This window comes from Pseudomonas sp. Tri1, from assembly GCF_017968885.1.
GTDB lineage: Bacteria > Pseudomonadota > Gammaproteobacteria > Pseudomonadales > Pseudomonadaceae > Aquipseudomonas.
The window spans coordinates 3425729-3445594 of sequence record NZ_CP072913.1 but is presented as its reverse complement, the minus strand read 5'-3'; the positions used below and the strand labels follow the sequence as shown (position 1 = coordinate 3445594).

The following is a 19866-nucleotide window of genomic DNA, read 5'->3' as shown; positions in this document are numbered from 1 at the left end:
TTGTTCATGAAATCGTCCAGCCAAGAGGATTTGCTGTCGATTCAGATAAGGTCAGGGCGTCGGGCTTCCCAACGGATACTCGATGGTCATTGTTTCTGGCCTCCAAGTCCCGCCAAGTAACGTGCAACAGCTACGGCGTCTGCATCAGACAGTGCGTGTTGGGCTGTTTTTTGAAGCACATTGATCTGGTGAATCACATAGTCCGCGTGTTGCCCCGCCACCCGGGGCATCCGGCCTTCGCCCTGGCCGTCAGCACCGTGGCATGAACTGCATCGGGCGACGCCGGACTCGCGGATACCCTCGCGATAGATCGATTCACCGCGCGCATCAAGCACATCGGTGTCGGCCTGCATCGGACGCTGACTGGCAAAATAGTCAGCCAGTTCGGTGATCTGGGTCTCAGTCAAATGAGTGAATCCGCGCATGTACTGAGCCCCGGCTTTATCACTACGGAAATGGCTTTTAAAGTCCTTGAGTTGCAGTTGAAGATACTCTTTTTGCTGGCCAGCCAACTTGGGAAACATCGGCGACACGGACTCACCCGTCAGGCCGTGGCACAAGGAGCAAACCTGATCCGCCATGGCGATACCTGAGATGGGCGGCGATTCTTGCGCCGTCTCTTCGTTCGTACTGGTACAGCCCACGAGCGCAGTCAGGCAGAGGGCAAGAATACGATTTGCTCGGTATGTTTCCATGGTTTGTGCCCCTGACGTTCAGATGACCAACCACATCGGATCACAACTGGCTGACCAAGGATGAAGCTTTCCGTCTGGCCTGAGGGGCGTCATGAGGATTCCATGGACAGATGTTCTGCAAACCAGTCGCCCGCCAGCCTGGCGACCTCCTCAAGGGCTCCGGGTTCTTCAAAAAGATGTGTCGCGCCAGGCACGATATCCAGGCGCTGGACACAGCGCAGTGCTTGACTGCTTTGGCGATTGAGCCTGACCACCAAGGGGTCCTGTGCGCCGACGATCTGCAACGTGGGCGCCCTTACTTGGGACAGTGCCGGCCCGGCCAGGTCGGTCCGCCCTCCCCGACTGACCACCGCGTGCACGGCATCCGCTCGCTCGACCGCCGCCAACAGCGCGGCGGCGGCCCCGGTGCTCGCACCGAACAGGCCGATACGCAGTGATCGCAATGCTGAGTCATGACCAATCCAGTCGATCACCCCGACCAGTCGCTTGGCAAGCAGGGGTATATTGAAACGTAGCTCCCCGGTCAGGTTATCCAGGCGTTGTTCGGAAACCGTGAGCAGGTCAAACAACAGCGACCCCAAGCCTCGCGTGGCTAACGACTCTGCGACATATCGATTACGCGGGCTCGATCGACCGCTACCGCTACCGTGCACGAAGACCACCAGCGCGCTGGCGCCCGGTGGCAGCCGCACATCGGCAGTCAACTCAACATCATTCAAGTCCAACTGCCGGGATTGAAGTTTAAACATCACCATCCCCTTCAGGGGGGGCGCTGGCAGACTCTCGATGCCAGGCGCGTTGCAGCAATTGAATGACCTCTTCATCCGATGTCTGGGCAAAATTCAAGTACCAATAGCCGATCGAGATCATCCACTCGGGGATGATCGAGCAGATCACTTCATCGACTTCGCTGCGCAGCGCTTCGACCGTTTCAAGTGGCGCAACCGGTACGGCGACGACGATGCGAGCAGGCGCGTGTCTTCTCGTCGCGTGTACTGCCGCCATCATCGAGGCTCCTGTCGCCAGGCCATCGTCGATCAGGATCACCACTTGGTCCTTGAGTTGCACCGGTGGGCGGTTTCCCCGATACGCTTGCTCACGGCGCAGCAACTCCCGGGTCTCCCGCGCGAGCACGGCATCAAAACTGGCTCGATCAATCGGATGAGACCGCAGTGCGTCTTCATTGAGTATCTGAATGCCGCCACTGGCAATGGCGCCCATTGCAAACTCTTCATGGGACGGAACGCCAAGCTTGCGTACCAGCATCAGGTCCAGGCGAACCTGCAAGGCCGTGGCCACTTCATAGGCCACTGGAACGCCACCACGTGGCAAAGCCAGAACGATAACATCAGTTCGATTTGCATATTTGAGCAAAGGCTCAACCAGCCCTCGACCTGCCGCAACCCGGTCCTGCAAGGTGGTTTGCAATGAGGGACTCTGTGTCATGAAAGCCTCCCCAGGCGATTGGGCCTGTCGTTTCGTTACCCTTGGTTGTCACCGGCCTGACTGAATGTCGCAAACTCCGCCGGATCGGGCCTCAACGTTGATTTAGCGTGCTCTGATGGCCTCTTCTTGGCGTTGATTTATATCAACTCTGTGCGCGACGCCGTTCAAGTCGCTGGGTGCCTGGACAGCGGCAGGCGTTCAATCCGCATGGCGCTATGCGTCGCCGGGTAGCTTCTCCACCGGGAAGGTTTCGCCGGTCAACAGGCTTTCGCTGATGAAGCAATCCAATGCCCGAAGTATCCGGCCGTCAGCGGCGATCAGGCTACCCGCACTGAGTAGCATGACGTCACCGGGCACCACTTCATCGGCGCCAACCTCAACGACCCGGTCCTCCCGGCGTACCATGGCCCGCAAGGCTATCTTGCTGCGTAACTGTTCCACCGCGCCGCTGGCACGATTTTCATACCAGGCGCTAAGCCCCAACGGCGGTGCCGACTCCCCCAGGGCGCGTACCAGCACCCCCAATGTGGCGCTGTCGAGGATGATGATCGCCAGCGCCAGGCTTGCTGCGACAAACACCAGGCACATGGTCGTGACGGCGGCTGTCGCGAGCTCGGCCTTGAGCTGCAGATGACGTTCGACAAGGATGCGATCATGGTGTTGCCACCTTGTGTGAACAAAGCGTCGGGCCTTGATGCTGCCTTACGGCAACTGGGTATTTGCGCGCTGAATGTGGTGGGCGTGGGTGATGCAGAAAACGACCACGCCTTTCTATCGATCTGCGGTTGTTCCGCGGCAGTGAGTAATGCCATTGCGTCGATAAAGGCCAGTGTGGATCTGTGCCTCAGTCATGATCATGGCCGAGGGGTCTGCGAACTGGTGGATATGCTGCTGGAGAAAGACGCCGCTCTGGTTTCCGTCGAGCGCATCGGAATCCAGTTAGGCCAGGACACCCATGCACGCAAGGTATGGCTCGCCCCAGAATCGGTGATGTTGATTGTTGGAAATTCAGGTTCTGGCAAATCCAGCTACATCACCTGGCTGACAGAACGCATGGTCCAGGCTCACCAGGATTTTTGCATCATTGATCCAGAGGGTGACTACTTGACCCTGGACGATGCGGTCACGGTGGGGGCCCTGAGCGCTCCTCCGACCACAGAAGAATCGGTGCATCACCTTTTGCAGGCGCAGCTCAATGTGGTGGTGAGCGCCCTTGCCCTCGATCCGGCGGCACGGGTACGACTGTTTGGCGAACTGCTGCCTTTTATCCAGCACCTACGCAACGTTTCAGGTCGCCCCTACTGGCTGATCGTGGACGAGGCTCATTACATGCTCCCCCACTGCGCTGATTGGCCCCCCGGTTTCCTCGGGGACATTGGCGCAATCGTCGTTGCCCTCGACTTCGACCAGGTATGCCCGGCCCTTCTCGAGGAGGTGGACGTGCTGGTGACACTCGGCAGCACCGCCCGGGAATTGATCGAGCAGTTCGCCAAGCGTCTACAGCGCCGCAGTCCCGAGTTTCCGGAGCGCTCACCGAGCCTGGAACATGCCTGCCTCTGGAACCTTCGCGAGGGCGAAGAGGTGGTGCTGCTCGATCAGGTCCAGCCCATTCAAAAGCACCATCGCCACAGCGGCAAGTACGTCGCGGGGGATGTCGGTGCATGGCATTCATTCCACTTTCCTGCGCTGGGCGAAAGCGCCGCGAACCTTAATGAGTTTCTGTCCTTGTCCACGCAGCTTGACGACCCGGCGCTTCGCAAGCACATGGATGCCGGGGACTTTTCCAACGGGTTCCGGCAAGTGATCCGGGACGATGTGCTTGCCAACAAGGCACGCCTTATTGAGGCAGACACCACTTTGGCACCTAAGGATGCGTTGGAGCGGATCGCACGTCTTGTCCAATCGCGCTATCACCTCTAAGCACTGCGCGTCGTCTGCTTTGCAACTCTAGTCGGCGATATCCTTTATGCCCTATTGGAATTGACTAAATAGCTAAAGAAACTAAATGAACGACCTTAGCTCACCTATCTTCAAATCTTGAAACCTCTCAGGTTCCGGTTGAACAGAGAGGATTGCCAGGCCGATAGGGAGATCACCTGCGTGGTGGATATGCAGCAATTGGTGGACTCGATTTCCCCTGACCCTTCTTGTGGCGACGATCCTGGCGTCGCCTTCCTTACGGCTGACTGACGCCCGAATACGAGCCACAGGAAGCCGTTTATGGCAATCACGCAAAACAACCGTTGGGTGCAGGTCGACAGTCCGCTCGGTGGCGATGTCCTGCTGCTGCAGAGCATGGATGGCAGCGAAGAGCTGGGCAGGTTGTTCCACTACGAGTTGGACCTCACCTCCGAAGACCGGGCAATCACCTTCGACCAGTTACTGGGCAAGCCGATGGGCCTGACCCTGGAGCTGTACGACGGCGGTAAACGCTACTTCCATGGCATTGTCTGCAGTTGCCGACAACTGACCGGCCACGGCCAGTTCGCCGGTTACCGCGTCAGTTTGCGGCCCTGGTTCTGGCTGCTCACGCGCACCTCGGACTGTCGGATTTTCCAGAACAAGACAGTGCCGGACATCATCAAGCAGGTGTTCCGCGACCTTGGCTTTTCCGATTTCGAAGACAGCCTCAGCGACAGCTACCGCGAGTGGGAATATTGCGTGCAGTACCGTGAAACCAGTTTCGATTTCGTCAGTCGGCTGATGGAGCAGGAAGGCATCTATTACTACTTTCGCCATGAAAAGTCGCGGCATGTACTGGTGTTGGCCGACGCCTATGGCGCTCATACCACGGCGGCGAACTATGAATCAGTACCCTTCTATCCACCCGATCGACAAATGCGCGAGCGCGATCATTTCTACGATTGGCAACTGGCCCGGGAAGTACAACCCGGTTCGCTGGCGCTGAACGACTATGACTTCCTGCGCCCACGCGCCAGCCTTGAGGTGCGCTCCAGTATGCCGCGCAACCACAGCAACGGCGACCACCCGCTCTACGACTATCCCGGTGAGTACGTACAGAGCAACGATGGCGAGCACTACGCGCGTACCCGCATCGAAGCCATTCACAGCCAGTTCGAGCGCGTGCAGTTGCGCGGTCGCGCTCGCGGGCTGGGCTGCGGCCATGTGTTCACGCTGACGGGCTACGACCGTGCGGACCAGAATCGCGAATACCTGGTGGTGGTCGCCCGCTATCAGATCCGTCAGGACGCTTATGAAAGTGGGCAGATGGACCAGGCCGAACAATTCGTTAGCGAACTCGATTGCATGGATGCCAACCAAACCTTCCGCCCCCTCCCCTTGACCCCCATGCCCATTGTCCGTGGGCCGCAGACGGCCGTGGTGGTCGGGCCCAATGGCGAGGAAATCTGGACCGACCAGTATGGCCGGGTCAAAGTGCATTTTCATTGGGATCGCCACGACCAATCCAACGAAAACAGCTCCTGCTGGATTCGTGTGTCCCAGGCCTGGGCCGGCAAGAACTGGGGGGCAGTGCAGCTCCCGCGGATCGGTCAGGAAGTGATCGTCAGTTTCCTTGAAGGCGACCCGGATCGGCCGATCATCACCGGCCGCGTCTACAACGCTGAACAGACCGTGCCCTATGCGCTGCCGGCCAACGCCACCCAGAGCGGGGTGAAAAGCCGTTCAAGCAAGGGCGGCTCACCGGCCAACTTCAATGAAATCCGCATGGAGGACAAGAAAGGTGCGGAGCAACTGTTTATCCACGCCGAGAAGAACCAGGACATCGAGGTCGAGAACGACGAGACCCACTGGGTCGGCCATGACCGCAGCAAGACCATCGACAACGACGAAACCGTGCACGTCAAACACGACCGCACCGAAACCGTCGATAACAACGAAACCATCACCATCGGTGTGGACCGCAAGGAAAAGGTCGGCAACAACGAAACCATCTCCATTGGCGTGAACCGTACCGAGGATGTCGGCAGCAACGAGAAAATCACCATTGGCGCCAATCGCACCGAAAGCGTGGGCAGCAACGAGACCATCACCATCGGCGCCGATCGCACGGAAAAGGTCGGCGCCAACGAGAAAATCAGCATCGCCAGCAACCGCACCGAGGACGTGGGTGGCAACGAGACCATTGGTATCGGCGGCAACCGTAACGAAACGGTCCAGGGCAACGAAGGCATCGAGATCAACGGCAACCAAAGCACCCAGATCGGCCAGAACGAATCCCGCGACGTTGCCCAGAACCGCAGCACTAGCATCAAGCAGAACGATAGCCTGGACGTTGGCAAGCACTTTTCCCTGACCGCCGGCGACTCCATCAGCCTGACCACGGGCGCGGCCAGCATCACCATGAAGAAGGACGGCACCATCATGATCAGCGGCAAGAACATCACCATCGACGGCTCCGGCGCCATCAACATCAAGGCCAACAGGAACGTTGTCGTCAAAGGCCAGAAAATTCTGCAGAACTAGCCGTGGAGCGTGCGTCATGACCGTTGAATACCACGTCCCCTCCGCCTCCGATTCCACGTCCGCACGGGTGGACGGCGTTGTGATTGGAGTGCTGCTGGATGTGCCCAAGGCGGATGCCCCAGTGGTGGCCTTCCCAGGCTGCCCTACTGATACGGGCCTTGCCGCGCGCACGACCACACCGCTCAGCCGCGAGGACATCGGCGTCCAGGTCGCACTGATGTTCGAGGCGGGCGACCTGACTCGGCCGCTGGTTATCGGTCGTATCCAGCGTCTGCCGGACGCCGCGGCACCAGCGGTCGCCCACTTGGACGGCGAGCGCCTGGAGTTCACCGCCGAGCGGGAAATCGTCCTGCGCTGCGGCAAGGCCAGCATCACCCTGACCCGCGCGGGCAAAGTGATTATCCGGGGCACCTACCTCTCCAGCCGCTCCAGCGGGGTCAACCGCATCAAGGGCGGTTCGGTGCAGATCAACTAGGAAGGTAGTCGCCTATGGAATTGCTCAACGCCAGCAAACTGCTTGCTGCCTATACCCAAGGCATGGATCCCGATGGCCGCGAGTCCCTGGTAGTGATAGCCAAAGGTACTTTCAATCTACCCTTGGACGGCCGCGCGGCGACCCTCGCCGGTACCCAGCAACCGCTACTGATGGCCGACACCTTCCTCGGCGAGCCGGGTCTCAGCGCCCCGCTGCAGGAAATGGACTTCGCCCCGGTCAAGCCATTCTGCGATGTGCTGGTACGCGGCAAGGCCTATGCCCCAGGCGGGCGGCCCGTGACGCAACTGGCCGCGGGCATTCGCGTCGGGCAGATGAGCAAAGCCTTTTCCGTCCTCGGCCCCCGACAATGGCTACCGGGCCTATTGGGGGTATCTCCCGGTTTACCGCAACCCTTTACCCAGCAGGACATCTCCTATGCCCAGGCCTACGGAGGCTCTCATCCCATGGCCAAGAATCCGGATATGCGTCATTGCTACCCGGACAATCCAAGCGGTTGCGGTTGGTTTCCAGGCAGCATCGACAGTGCTGAAGTCGCTTATAAGCCAATGCCGAATACGGAAGAACTGGGCAAGCCGATCGACAGCCCCTCTTGCGACTTCCGCCCGATGGCCCTCGGCCCCATCGGCCGCAGCTGGCCGCAACGCGCCCGCTTCGCCGGTACCTACGACGAGGCCTGGTTGGCCGACTGCTTTCCGTTTCTTCCGCAAGATTTCGACCGTCGCTACTTCCAGGCAGCCCCTGACGATCAGCAGATTCCTTACCTGCGTGGCGGCGAGGACGTGCTACTGCTCAACCTTACGCCCCAAGAGCGCGCGGGCTTTCGCATCCCTGAAATAGAGGTGCCGGTGACGTTCTTCTTGAAAAAAGGTGGTCATGAGACTGTGCAGGCGGTAATCGACACCCTGCTGATCGACACAGACGCGCGCCAGGTGCAACTGACCTGGCGTGTTTCCCGTCCCCTGCGGCGCAACCTGTTCGAGATCGCCCAGGTGCTGGTTGGCACAATGTCCACGGGTTGGTGGCGCGCCCGTGAACTGGGCAAGGATTACTACCCGTCGCTCTCCTCCCTGGTAAAAGCCAGGCGCGCCCCCGAGGAGATGGACGGATGACCGCACTTTGCATCATCGGCTCCGGCATGGTCAGCGCCGTTGGCCTCAGTGCACCCGCGAGCTGCGCGGCGATCCGTTGTGCCATCGACAATTTCCAGGAAACCCGTTTCATCGACCAGGGTGGCGAATGGCTGATGGCCGCCAGCGTACCTCTGGAGCAGCCCTGGCGCGGCCGCACCAAGCTGATCAAGATGGCCTCTCGCGCCATCGCCGAGGCGTTACAGAGCACCCTTGGGGTCGACCCGGAAAAGACCCCGTTGCTGCTGGGGTTGGCGGAGGTCGAGCGCCCCGGCCGCCTCGCCGGTCTCGACAAGGGGTTGCTGCAGGCTATCGAAACCGAACTGGGCCTGCGTTTTCATCCGGACTCTTACATCATCGCTCGTGGTCGGGTCAGCGCCGCCGTGGCCCTGCTGAATGCGCGCACGCTGATCTACCAGAGCGGCCATCGCCACGTACTGATTGCCGGCGTCGACTCTTTCCTGAACGCATCGACGTTGGCCGCCTTCGAAGAACGCGAGCGCCTGCTCACCAGCCAGAACTCCAACGGCTTTATCCCCGGCGAAGGCGCCGCCGCCGTGGTGCTGGCGGCCCCCGTCGCCCGTGAAGAGCCGCAACTGGCCTGCGTCGGCCTGGGGTTCGGCATGGAGAAGGCCACGGTGGAGGCCGAAGACATTCCCCTGCGCGCCGAAGGCCTGACTCAAGCTGTACGCGCAGCCCTGAGCGAAGCCGGCTGTGGGTTGGAGCAGATGGATTATCGGCTCACCGACATCTCCGGCGAGCAGTACTACTTCAAGGAAGCCTCCCTGGCCCTCAGCCGAACCCTGCGTGTGCGCAAGGAGTTCTTCCATCTCTGGCACCCGGCCGACTGCATTGGCGAAGTCGGCGCCGCCATCGGCCCGGCCATGCTCGCCGTGGCCCTGGCTGCCAGTCGCAAGGGCTATGGCGAAGGACCGAATATCTTCTGCCACCTCGGCAACGACGCTGGCGAACGCGCCGTCGCATTGCTCAGTTACCAGATTGTGAGGGCTGCGTAATGGCCAACGAAGTCTTTGCCAACAGTATGGAGATCTCCTGCAAAGCGGCGGATGGCAAGTCCATTGCTGCGTTCCCGGATGTCTGTTTCACCCCACCCCAGGCCCCGCCCACCCCTCTGGGGGTGCCGATTCCCTACCCCAATACCGGCATGGCGAAGGACACCATCAATGGATCCCGGACGGTAAAAATCAGTGGCAAGGAGGTCATGCTCAAGAACAAGAGCTACTTCAAGACCAGCACAGGGGATGAAGCCGGAAACGCACCGAAGAAAGGGATAGTTACCAGCAAGATTAAGGGAAAGGTGTACTTCACTGCATGGTCGATGGATGTGAAGTTCGAGGGAGAAAATGTAGTCAGGAACATGGACCTGACGACCCATAACCATGCGTCGCAGCCGGGTAATAGTCCAACTTGGCCCTATCTTGACACGGTGGCGGCGGCCAACAGCTCCCATCCCTGTCACAACGTAGTAAAGGGATTGAAAGATAACGATTGCCAACGCCATGTCGATGCAAACACCTACTCGACAGGTGCGGTCAATCGGGCCGGCGCATCAGCGGCCTTGTGCGGCGATCCAAAATGCAAAAAGGCAGTGGAGTGCGTGCTTACACCCTATGCACCCTCGAACTGCTGTGACGGGAAAACACCCCACCATGTAGTGCCTAAATCACAATTCAAGGAGAGGGGAAAAGGTGGTCAGGCGCTCCTGCTCGATGCGCAAGGCGCCAATAAGTACGACCCCGACAAGGCACCGTGCATTTGTGAGGATGGCCATAGTCACTCCACCGGGACCCACGGTGACATTCATGAAGAGACGAACCTCCTCACGGTGAATCATCCGGCCGTTGCGCCGCATGTCACCGGCAAGACCATTGATCCAAATGCTCGCTGGAGTGTTGCCGAAGCCGAAGCGGTCGGAGCGCAGGCCGCCCAAAAAGGTGGCAGTAAGTGCGATAAGGCCTGCACGCAAAGCCAAGTGCGAGCAGGTCATCAACAGATGAATATTGGTCCGACGGACCAAATCCGTCCATCAACGGCCGGACGCGTTCCAGAACCCTCGGATACGACCACCCTATGACATCTATTTTCAAGGAGACTCCACATGCCTGACACACCGTTGAAAGGCCTCATCATGCGCACTGCGGTAGTACGCCTACCGGGCCTTGGTTATATCTATGCCGCAGACCCTAAAAAAGAAGCCGATGAGATTCCACACGCCATCACGTTCAAATACAAGGACGGCACTTTTATCAGAGGCGAGGCCAACTATGATGCCCATTCGTTAGCCGTTGTTTCTCAGCCTGAACTCGGACTCATTGCCATCTCTGGCGCCGGCTATTACTCAGCCATCATGGCAAGCGGTACCACTACCGGTGACATATTCGACGACAGCACACCTGCTCCTCAAGCGCCAAGAACGGGCGGCATTCGCGGCGTGGCGGCGATCAACGGACAAGCCTTTGCGGTCGGCCTAAGAGGTATGGTGTACCGCTTTGACGGTCCTAAACGCTGGATACGGATCGATGATGGCTTACCGGAAAACTTCAACGCGCAGGCGATTCATGGTTTCTCAAATACAGAAATCTATGCGGTTGGCCGGGATGGCGCGATATGGCTATTCGATGGTCATCATTGGCACCCTTGCGAATCGCCAACATCGGTGACTCTCACATCGGTCAAGTGCGCACCTGATGGAACGGTATACATAGCGGGCCATCGCGGTGTGCTGTTGCAAGGGCGCAAGGATATGTGGAGCGTCATCGATCAAGCGGTAGTCTCCGATAATATCTGGGATTTGGAATGGTTTATCGATGCTCTTTACATCTCTACCCTGTCCAATGTCTATCGGTTGAAACAATCGCAATTAGAGCCTGTGAACTTCGGTGATGATCCTCCAGCGTCCTGTTACCAGTTGAGCGCCGACGATGGCGTCATGTGGTCGAATGGTGAGTTCGATCTTATGTCTTTCGATGGAATTGCATGGACGAGGATCGTTTGAGCAATTGTCTGGCGTTGAGCGATGGGCCTTCCCCGATAGGCTCCTTATGATGTCGTCGATTGTGATTGATCAACACGCCGAAGAGGTAGCCTTCCTCGCGATCTTGCGCGACTACGCCGTTCGGGCGCCCCACTACGACCTCGTCCACCTGGCCACCCTGGACAATCGCATCGAAGCCCATCTGGATGGCCTACACATCGCAGGTTTGCCCGGACTGGAGGTGCTGCTGCAACAACTGACTCCCACCGCGCAGGGGGAGGTATTTGCCGCTACGGTGCTAGCGTTCGAAACCGGCCATGTCGTAGCCATGGCCACCCTGGCTGGACATATGCGCGCCCACGTAGACAGCGAGCGCTATATGGCTGCGGCCCTGGGTTGGCTGGATTGGCTGCGGGTCGAACCCTGGCTCGACCGCCTGCTCGCCTCCCCCGAGCCCCTGTTCCGCCGCCTCGGCCTCGCCGCCTGCGGCATGCATCGCCACGACCCCGGCCCCGCCCTGCTGGCCGGACTTTCCGATGCCGACCCCAGCGTGCTGGCGCGTGCCGCGCGCACGGCTGGCGAACTGCGCCGGCGTGACCTGCTGCCGGTGATTCGTGCCCACCGCCAGCATGAAGACGCCGCCACGCGCTTCTGGGCCAACTGGGCCACCACCCAAATGGGCGATCAGCAGGCCTTGGAGCCTCTGCGCTCATTCGCCGAGCAACCGGGCGAATTTCAATACCGCGCGCTCTGTGTGCTGCTGGCCTGGCAGGAACGCGAGCCCAGCATCGCCTGGATACGCCAGTGGGTACAGGATCCCCGGGATCGGCGCATAGGCATCGAGGCCCTTGGGCTGCTGGGCGATCCGGTCTGCGTGCCCTGGTTGATCCAACAGATGAGCGACCTGCCCTTTGCCCGGGTCGCCGGCGAAGCCTTCAGCCTGATCACTGGCGCTGACCTGGCGTTGCTTGATCTGGAACTGCAGGCCCTGCCGGATTTCGATGCGGGCCCGAACGACAACCCTGAAGATCCCAATGTCGCGATGGACCCCGATGAGAACCTGCCCTGGCCCGACCCGCAGGCAATCGAAAAATGGTGGCAAGCCAACGGCGGACAATTCCAGGTGGGTACGCGTTATATGCTGGGTTTGGCCCATAGCGAACACAGTTTTCAGCAAGCCCTTGTCCACGGCCAGCAACGCCAGCGCATCGCCGCCGCCTGCGGCCTCGCGCGCTATCGGCCAAACGAAGTGCTGTTTCCCACTAGCGCGCCGGCCTGGCGGCAAAAGAGGTGGTTGGCAGCGGTCAACGCCGCATCGAACACCAGCGGCACGAAGCCATCCAGGTAATCCTGTACCGGCGGGCGTTTGTGATCCCGATCGGCTGCGATTCCCGGGTGTGTGGCCTGAGGCGCGGCAGGGTAACAACGATTTTTGGTGAAGCAGCACACAAAATGTAGGAGATGTACCAAATAATTATCCTACGTTTCGGTCGCTAAAACAGCGATCTTCCAGGGAATGCGCGCGTCTTCCGGGCCTTTGAGCCCGTGGGCTTTGAGTCTTTAGCGCTGGCCGCATCGGACATCACATCTCTCTTCGTCTACCGTTTTTCAACGGTTGACCGCTCAGTCATAGCGTCCTAGCCTAAGCGCGCGGCAAAAACCGGAGCAGTCATAGGACGTCGCATCAACAAACAGTCCTTCCTGACGCTCCTCTGGCAAGGAAATGTGCCGCGAGCGACTGCCGGCTCCAGTCTCATGGAACCAGCTTGCACCAGCCCTCACATTACATGGACGTGTCATGATCGAACCGCGATGCTTTTCGTTAAGCTCCACGCAGCAATCCGTCTGGCTCGACCAGTTGTTATCGCCCGATATTCCCTCCTACAACATCGGCGTCACGGTGCAGGTCCACGGTGCGGTGGACCTTACGGTATTTGCCGCTGCGGTGCGGGTGGTAATCGCCCAACACGATGCGTTGCGGCTGATCTTCAGCGAAAGCGACGGGCATGCACAGCAGCGGGTAGCCACCGACCTGGAGGCGCCTTTCGCCTACCATGACTGGCGCGGCGAGCCCGAGGCACGCGCCAAGGCCCTGGCCACTATCACGCAACTGAATCGCACGCCGTTCGCACTTTATGAGCAACCGTTGTGGGGCATGGAATGGTTCCAGTTGTCCGCCACCGAGGCCCTGTGGAACAGCCGGTATCACCACCTGATCTGTGATGGCACTTCGGTGGGCCTGGTCGGCCAGGCCGTTAGTGCGGCCTACAATCAGTTGCTGCGTGGTGAACAACCGGTGCTGGACCCCGAACTGGCCGAAGGCTACCGAACCTTTGCGGCCAGAGACCAGGATTACCTGCGCTCGTCGCGCTACGACAAGGCCCGTGAATACTGGCTGGAGCAGTTCGCGGCGCTGCCGGAACCGTTGTTCCAGGCCGCCCGGTCGCCGAGCGTACAGCACCAGCCACAGCCCAATGCAACCGCTCATGTTGTCAGCGCCCAGGCGATCTGGTCACTGGGGGCACGGCGCCTGGATGCTCTGAGCCAGTTGGCAAAAGCTCAGGGCGCTACGCTGAGCCATTGTCTGAGCGCCTTACTGGCCGCTTACTTCAGCCGGATGACCGATCAACGGGAGAGCCTGGTCATCGGTCTGCCGGTGCATAACCGCGCCAATGCCTTGCAAAAACGTACCGTGGGCATGTTTTCTTCGGTGTTGCCATTGGCGGTCGCGGTCGATCCTCTAGCCAACTTTATCCAGACCGTGCAACAGGTCGCCGGCCAGACCCTGCGCAGCTATCGGCACCAACGCTATCCATTGCAAGCCTTGCATCGCGAACTACGCGCGCGGGCCGGCCATCCCGGCCACCTGTTTGAACTGATGCTGTCGGTCGAACAGTACCCCGGCGACGTCAACCTGGGGGCGGCGCGTTGCTCGCTGCGCACCTGGCACAGCGGCTACGAGCGTTATCCGCTGGCCATCTACCTGCGGGACTACGAGGCCCAAACCGAACCGCTCCTGGAGTTCAACTACGACCCGCGGCTGTTCGACGCCGAGCAGATCGCCGCGCACCTGCGGCGGCTCGAACACTTGACCGAGCAGGTGCTCGCCGACCCCACCCGAGCCCTGGCCGATTGGCCGTTGCTCGATGACACCGAACGGCATCAGGTCATTGAAAAATTCAACGCGACCGCCCGTGACTACCCCGCCGATGAGCCACTGCATGTGTTGTTCGAGGCGCAGGTACAGCGTCGACCCGAGGCGACGGCGGTGTTGGATGGCGACCACTCGCTGAGCTATCGCCAGCTCGATCAGCGCGCCGAACGGTTGGCTCGCCACCTGGCGACAAGTGGCGTCGAAACCGGCAGCAAGGTCGCGGTGTGCATGGCTCGGGGCGCGTCGCTGATCGTGTCGATCCTGGCGATCTTGAAACGCGGTGCGGCCTATGTGCCCATCGATCGAGACGCCCCGACCGCCCATCAAGCCCGAGTGTTGATGGATTGCGGCACGGCTTGGCTGCTCAGCGCAGGTGACAGCCCAGCGCCGAAGGATGGCGTCCAGGTCATCGATGTCGAGGCCTTGAACGAAGATTCGACCGCTGGCCCAAGTCGTCTACTGACGAATAGCGCAGGCGACGTCGCCTACGTCATGTACACCTCCGGCTCCACTGGCGCGCCCAAGGGCGTGCAAGTACCCCACCGTGCGGTTACCCGACTGGTGCGCAACAACGGTTTCGCCGAGTTCAACGCTCAAGACCGGATTGCCCTGGCCGCTAACCCGGCATTCGATGCCAGCACCCTGGAAATCTGGGGCGCATTGCTCAACGGCGGCTGCCTGGTGGTCTGCCCGCGCGACACCCTGCTCGACGCTGCGCGTTTCAATGAACACCTGCTGCACCATGAAGTCAGCGTGCTGTGGCTCACCGCCGGACTCTTTCATCAGCTCGCCGAACCCTTGGCCCCGGCCTTTCGCAGCCTGCGCTACCTGATGGTCGGCGGCGATGTGCTCGACCCTCGGCGCATTGCCCAGGTGCTGCGCCATTCGCCGCCCCAACACCTGCTCAACGGCTACGGGCCGACCGAAAGCACCACCTTCGCCACCACCCACCGCATCACCCTCGAAGACGCCCTAAGCGGTGATATCCCTATCGGCAAACCCATCGGCAACACCCAGGTCTACGTGCTCGACGAACAACGTCGTCCGCTGCCCATTGGTGTCGCGGGTGAGCTGTACATTGGCGGTGACGGGTTGGCCCTGGGTTACTTGAACCAGCCGCAACTGAGCGAGCAACGCTTCGTGCCCAACCCGTTCCAGCCGGGCTCGCGCCTGTATCGCACCGGTGATCTGGCTCGCTGGCGCGCCGACGGTGCGCTGATGTTCCTGGGACGTAACGATTTCCAGGTCAAGATCCGAGGCTTTCGCATTGAACTGGGCGAGATCGAAGCGCAGCTCAAGGCCTTGCCCGAGGTGAGCGAAGCCGTGGTCCTGGCCGATGCCCAGCAACGTCTGCTGGCCTATTTCACCGCCACCACAGCCCAGGAACCGAGCGAGTTGCGCACGCGCCTGGCCGCCGTGCTGCCGGACTACATGCTGCCCGCGGCCTTCGTCCAGGTGGACAGTTTTGCCCTGACCGCCAACGGCAAGCTGGACCGTCGTGCCCTACCCGAACCCGACGAAAATCATTTCGCCCAGCAACGCTACGAAGCGCCACAAGGGCCAGTGGAAACCCGCCTGGCCGAGCTTTGGGCCCAGGTCCTCGGCGTGCCGCGCGTGGGGCGCCAGGACAACTTCTTTGCCCTCGGTGGGCACTCGTTGATGGCGGTGCAACTGGTCGAACAATTGCGCGTACAGGGCTGGAACCTGGATGTCGGGACGTTGTTCAACGCCAGTAACTTGCTCAACCTGGCCCTGGCGCTGGAACACCCTGGCGAGCCAGTCGAGGCCGGCGAACCGGTAACAGCGTCCATCCCGCCGCACTGTGTCCGCATCACTCCAGAAAATGTGCCGCTGGTGAACCTGCCCCAAGCGCAGATCGATCGCATCGTCGCCAGCGTCGACGGCGGCATCGCCAACGTGCAGGACATCTATCCCCTGGCGCCGTTGCAGGAAGGCCTGCTGTTCCAACACTTGCTGCAGCCCACGGACGATGCCTACCTGCTGCGAGCCACCCTCGCCTTCGACAGCCGCGAGCGCCTGCAAGGGTTCATCGCAGCGTTCGACCAAGTGATTGCCCGCCATGACATCCTGCGCAGCGCGGTGCTCTGGGAGGGCCTGGACGAGCCGGTGCAAGTGGTCTGGCGCACTGCCCGTCTGCCCGTGGTCCACCTCGCCGATGGGGAAACCTTTGCCGAGCGGGCGCTGGACATTCGTCGCGCGCCGTTGGCGCAGGCGTTCACCCGCTTCGACGCACCCCGGCAACAGTGGCAGTTGCAATTGGTCCACCACCACCTGGCCATCGACCATGCCACCCTGGGCCTGCTGTTTGCCGAAGTCCGCGCCTTGATGCTCGATCCCGATCATCGGCTGCCGCCTAGCGTTCCATTCCGCCCGTTCGTGGCCCAGGCCCGCGAGCCTCGGCGTCAAGCGAGTGCCGAGGCATATTTCCAGCGACTGCTTGGCGACGTTGACGAACCGACCCTGCCCTATGGTCTGCACGATATCCAAGGCACGGGCCGTGACAATTGCGAGGCGCAGTGCCAGCTCGAACCGGCCTTGTCCCTGCGCTTGCGGCGCCTGGCCAAGACCCAAGGGGTGGGCGTCGCCAGCCTGTTCCACCTGGCCTGGGCGATGCTGGTCGGCAAGACCAGTGGCCGCGACGACGTAGTCTTTGGCACGGTGCTGTTCGGGCGGTTCACCGGGGGCCAGCAGGTCGACCGGGCCCTGGGCATGTTCATCAACACCCTGCCACTGCGCATCGACCTCGACACGCCGCTGCACACTGCGTTGCGTCAGATCCATGCGCGGCTGATCGAATTGCTCGCCCATGAACACGCGCCCCTGGCCCTGGCACAACGTTGCAGCGCCTTGCCAGCCCAGGCGCCGCTGTTCACGGCCCTGCTGAACTTTCGCCACAGCCAGGCCCAGCACTCGGCACGCCCGGAGTTCGACCTGCCGGGCATCCAGGTGCTGGGCAGCGAGGAACGCAGCAACTACCCGTTCTGCCTGTCTGTCGATGACTTGGGCGATGGGTTTGCCCTGACCGCGCAAATCCAGCGTTCGGTCTGCGCCGAAGCGGTCCTGGCGCATATGGTCCAAGCCCTGTCGGTTGTTGCGCAGACCTTGGAAACGGCGCCGATGACCCTTGCCTGCACACTCGACAGCTTGCCCGCAAGGCAACGCGAACAGGTGCTGGAAGGGTTCAACGCGACCCATCAGCCGCACCCACGCGACACCCTGCTGCAACAACCTTTCGAACAGCAGGCCGCGTTGTGCCCCAACGCCGTGGCCGCGTATGTTGCAACCGCAACCGCCGGTACCACGACGCTCACCTATGGCCAGCTCAACCGCCAGGCCAACCAACTGGCCCATGCCTTGCTGGCGACCGGACTGCGCCCCGATGATCGGGTGGCGATCTGTCTGGAGCGCGGCCCGCACCTGCTGGTCGCCTTGCTGGCCATCTTGAAGGCCGGCGGCGCCTACGTGCCCCTGGACCCTACTTACCCGCCGGCACGCCTGCTGCACATGCTCGAAGACAGCGCGCCGCGCCTGGTCCTGAGCAGCCAGTCACTTCGAGGTCGGCTACCGACCACGCCGACGACCGAGCGCTGGGAGCTGGACGACCCGGCGTTGCAAGCGCAGTTGTCCGCCTTGCCCATGGAAAATCCCGACGTCAACGGCCTGCACGCGGCGCACCTGGCCTATGTGATCTACACATCCGGCTCGACCGGACTGCCCAAGGGCGTGATGATCGAACACCGAAACGCCTGCAACCTGCTGCACTGGGCCCTGCGCAGCTTCGAGGCGGATGAACTGCAACGCAGCCTGTTCGCTACCTCGATCAATTTCGACCTGGCGGTGTTCGAATGCTTTGTCCCCCTGGCCGCCGGCGCGGCCCTGCAACTGGTCGACAATGCCCTGGCCCTGGTTTCGCAGCCCAGCGCCGTGTCGCTGATCAACAGCGTACCGTCGGCGGTCGAGGAACTGCTCAGGATCGGCGCCATTCCCGGCGCGACCCGAGTCGTCAACCTGGCCGGCGAACCGCTCAAGGCGCGCCTGGTGGAACAACTGTTCGCCCAGAGCGCCACGCGTCGGGTTTGCAACCTCTACGGACCGACGGAAACCACCACCTACTCGACCTGGCTGTCGATGCGTCGCGAAGAAGGCTACGTAGCCGGCATCGGCCGACCGCTGGACAACACCCGCGTATACCTGCTCGATCGGCATCGCCAGCCGGTGCCGCTGGGGGTGGCCGGGGAAATCTACATAGGCGGCGCGGGCGTGGCGCGCGGCTACCTGAACCGGCCGGAGCTGAGCGCCGAGCGGTTTCTACCCGACCCTTTTGTCACCGCGCCCGACGCGCGCATGTACCGCACGGGTGATCTGGGGCGCTGGCGTGCCGATGGTCACCTGGAATACCTGGGGCGTAACGATTTCCAGGTCAAGGTACGCGGCTTTCGCATCGAACTGGGTGAGATCGAAGCCCAATTGCTCGGCATGCCGGGCCTGCGCGAAGCGGTGGTATTGGCCCAACCCGGCCCTTCCGGCGACTCGCGTCTGGTCGCCTACCTGGTGCCCCATGACCCCGCCAGCCCTGCCCCGGATCTGGCCGAAGTCCGCGCTCATCTGGAAAGCCGTTTGCCGGACTACATGCTGCCCAGCGCATGCATCGTCCTGGCCAGCCTGCCCCTGACGCCCAACGGCAAACTCGATCGCCAAGCTTTGCCAGCGCCTGCGGCAGCGTCCGCTGGCCACGCCAAACAGGCGCCACGCGGAGACACCGAACGACGCCTGGCAGCGATCTGGACGCAGGTACTCGGTGAACCGGACATCGGTCGCGAGGATGACTTCTTCAGCCTCGGCGGGCACTCGCTGTTAGCGGTACAGCTGCTCGAACAACTGCGGCGCAATGGCTGGGACCTGGACATCCGCAGCATTTTCGAACGTCCGACCCTCGCCACCTTGGCCCAGCGCCTGGAGACACTCGGCACTGGCGTCGCGCCAGAAGCCAGTGTCACGCGCATTCCTACCCCTTGCTCACGGATCACCCCGCCGATGCTCGACCTGGTCGAGTTGCCCCAGACCCAGATCGACCTGATCGCGGCCCGGGTCCCCGGCGGTGCCGCCAACATCCAGGATATCTATCCGCTGGGCCCCTTGCAGGAAGGCATGCTCTATCACCATCGCGCGCAAAGCGCCGGGGATCGCTACGTGTTGCGCAGCCTGTTGGCGTTTACCGACGAGGCATACCTGCAAGGCTTCTGCGCCGCATTGGAGCAGGTCATCGCCCGGCATGACGCCTTGCGTACCCTGGTGCTCTGGGAAGACTTGGACGAACCCCTGCAAGTGGTCTTGCGCCAAGTGGCCTTCGTGCCTCGTCGTCTGTTGTTCAGCGGTGACGATATCGCCGGGCAATTGCAGGCCAGCGCCGATCCCCGCCATTACCGGCTCGACTTGTGCCAGGCACCGCTGATCGAGGCGCGGGTGGCGTTCGATGCCGTCCATGA

At 61.4% G+C, this 19866-nt stretch carries 13 protein-coding genes (1 of these 13 running past the window's edge); 9 read left to right on the top strand and 4 right to left on the bottom strand.

Going from position 1 to position 19866, the window contains the following annotated elements; all coding sequences use genetic code 11:
- Positions 1-86 precede the first annotated feature (86 nt).
- From J9870_RS14590 to J9870_RS14575, 4 genes are all read right to left on the bottom strand, one after another.
- The gene (locus J9870_RS14590; RefSeq protein ID WP_210638728.1) at positions 87-695 is read right to left on the bottom strand and encodes a c-type cytochrome; all 609 of its coding nucleotides are present in this window, start codon (positions 693-695) and stop codon (positions 87-89) included.
- A gap of 89 nt (positions 696-784) precedes the next feature.
- Entirely contained in the window at positions 785-1444 is a 660-nt protein-coding gene (locus J9870_RS14585) for an alpha/beta family hydrolase (RefSeq protein WP_210638727.1), read from the bottom strand.
- The gene (locus J9870_RS14580; RefSeq protein WP_210638726.1) at positions 1437-2141 is read right to left on the bottom strand and encodes a phosphoribosyltransferase; all 705 of its coding nucleotides are present in this window, start codon (positions 2139-2141) and stop codon (positions 1437-1439) included. Before J9870_RS14580 ends, J9870_RS14585 begins: the two co-directional genes overlap by 8 nt.
- A gap of 213 nt (positions 2142-2354) precedes the next feature.
- Positions 2355-2720 (bottom strand): hypothetical protein, encoded by a 366-nt coding sequence (locus J9870_RS14575; protein WP_246883003.1) that lies wholly within the window; start codon positions 2718-2720, stop codon positions 2355-2357.
- Between the two features lie 51 nt (positions 2721-2771).
- Here J9870_RS14575 and J9870_RS14570 point away from each other — a divergent pair, with 51 nt between their 5' ends.
- The 9 genes from J9870_RS14570 to J9870_RS14530 all read left to right on the top strand — a co-directional run.
- Positions 2772-4061 carry an HAD hydrolase family protein gene (locus J9870_RS14570; protein ID WP_246883002.1) on the top strand — a complete coding sequence of 430 codons (1290 nt, stop codon included), beginning with the start codon at positions 2772-2774 and terminating at the stop codon, positions 4059-4061.
- 300 nt (positions 4062-4361) lie between these two features.
- The gene (gene tssI, locus J9870_RS14565; RefSeq protein ID WP_210638724.1) at positions 4362-6587 is read left to right on the top strand and encodes a type VI secretion system tip protein TssI/VgrG; all 2226 of its coding nucleotides are present in this window, start codon (positions 4362-4364) and stop codon (positions 6585-6587) included.
- A gap of 16 nt (positions 6588-6603) precedes the next feature.
- Positions 6604-7062 carry a DUF6484 domain-containing protein gene (locus J9870_RS14560; RefSeq protein WP_210638723.1) on the top strand — a complete coding sequence of 153 codons (459 nt, stop codon included), beginning with the start codon at positions 6604-6606 and terminating at the stop codon, positions 7060-7062.
- Positions 7063-7076: 14 nt separating this feature from the next.
- The gene (locus J9870_RS14555) at positions 7077-8192 is read left to right on the top strand and encodes a DUF2169 domain-containing protein (protein ID WP_210638722.1); all 1116 of its coding nucleotides are present in this window, start codon (positions 7077-7079) and stop codon (positions 8190-8192) included.
- The gene (locus J9870_RS14550) at positions 8189-9226 is read left to right on the top strand and encodes a hypothetical protein (RefSeq protein ID WP_210638721.1); all 1038 of its coding nucleotides are present in this window, start codon (positions 8189-8191) and stop codon (positions 9224-9226) included. The genes J9870_RS14555 and J9870_RS14550 overlap by 4 nt, the downstream gene beginning before the upstream one ends.
- The gene (locus J9870_RS14545; protein ID WP_135845496.1) at positions 9226-10305 is read left to right on the top strand and encodes an HNH/endonuclease VII fold toxin-2 domain-containing protein; all 1080 of its coding nucleotides are present in this window, start codon (positions 9226-9228) and stop codon (positions 10303-10305) included. The genes J9870_RS14550 and J9870_RS14545 overlap by 1 nt, the downstream gene beginning before the upstream one ends.
- Before the next feature lie 24 nt (positions 10306-10329).
- Positions 10330-11226, top strand: coding sequence for a hypothetical protein (locus J9870_RS14540; protein WP_210638720.1), 897 nt, complete (start codon positions 10330-10332; stop codon positions 11224-11226).
- Between the two features lie 46 nt (positions 11227-11272).
- Entirely contained in the window at positions 11273-12553 is a 1281-nt protein-coding gene (locus J9870_RS14535; RefSeq protein ID WP_210638719.1) for a TIGR02270 family protein, read from the top strand.
- Positions 12554-13003: 450 nt separating this feature from the next.
- Positions 13004-19866: the 5' portion of a non-ribosomal peptide synthetase gene (locus J9870_RS14530; protein ID WP_210638718.1), read on the top strand. The gene runs 2560 nt beyond the window's last position; the window shows 6863 of its 9423 coding nt (coding positions 1-6863); its start codon is at positions 13004-13006; the stop codon falls past the right edge of the window.

Excerpts from the sequence above, each read along its gene's own strand:
- J9870_RS14590 (WP_210638728.1), bottom strand. The coding sequence starts at position 695 with ATGGAAACATACCGAGCAAATCGTATTCTTGCCCTCTGCCTGACTGCG.
- J9870_RS14585 (WP_210638727.1), bottom strand. The coding sequence starts at position 1,444 with ATGTTTAAACTTCAATCCCGGCAGTTGGACTTGAATGATGTTGAGTTG.
- J9870_RS14580 (WP_210638726.1), bottom strand. The coding sequence starts at position 2,141 with ATGACACAGAGTCCCTCATTGCAAACCACCTTGCAGGACCGGGTTGCG.
- J9870_RS14570 (WP_246883002.1), top strand. The coding sequence starts at position 2,772 with ATGACGTTCGACAAGGATGCGATCATGGTGTTGCCACCTTGTGTGAAC.
- tssI (WP_210638724.1), top strand. The coding sequence starts at position 4,362 with ATGGCAATCACGCAAAACAACCGTTGGGTGCAGGTCGACAGTCCGCTC.
- J9870_RS14560 (WP_210638723.1), top strand. The coding sequence starts at position 6,604 with ATGACCGTTGAATACCACGTCCCCTCCGCCTCCGATTCCACGTCCGCA.
- J9870_RS14555 (WP_210638722.1), top strand. The coding sequence starts at position 7,077 with ATGGAATTGCTCAACGCCAGCAAACTGCTTGCTGCCTATACCCAAGGC.
- J9870_RS14550 (WP_210638721.1), top strand. The coding sequence starts at position 8,189 with ATGACCGCACTTTGCATCATCGGCTCCGGCATGGTCAGCGCCGTTGGC.
- J9870_RS14545 (WP_135845496.1), top strand. The coding sequence starts at position 9,226 with ATGGCCAACGAAGTCTTTGCCAACAGTATGGAGATCTCCTGCAAAGCG.
- J9870_RS14540 (WP_210638720.1), top strand. The coding sequence starts at position 10,330 with ATGCCTGACACACCGTTGAAAGGCCTCATCATGCGCACTGCGGTAGTA.
- J9870_RS14535 (WP_210638719.1), top strand. The coding sequence starts at position 11,273 with ATGATGTCGTCGATTGTGATTGATCAACACGCCGAAGAGGTAGCCTTC.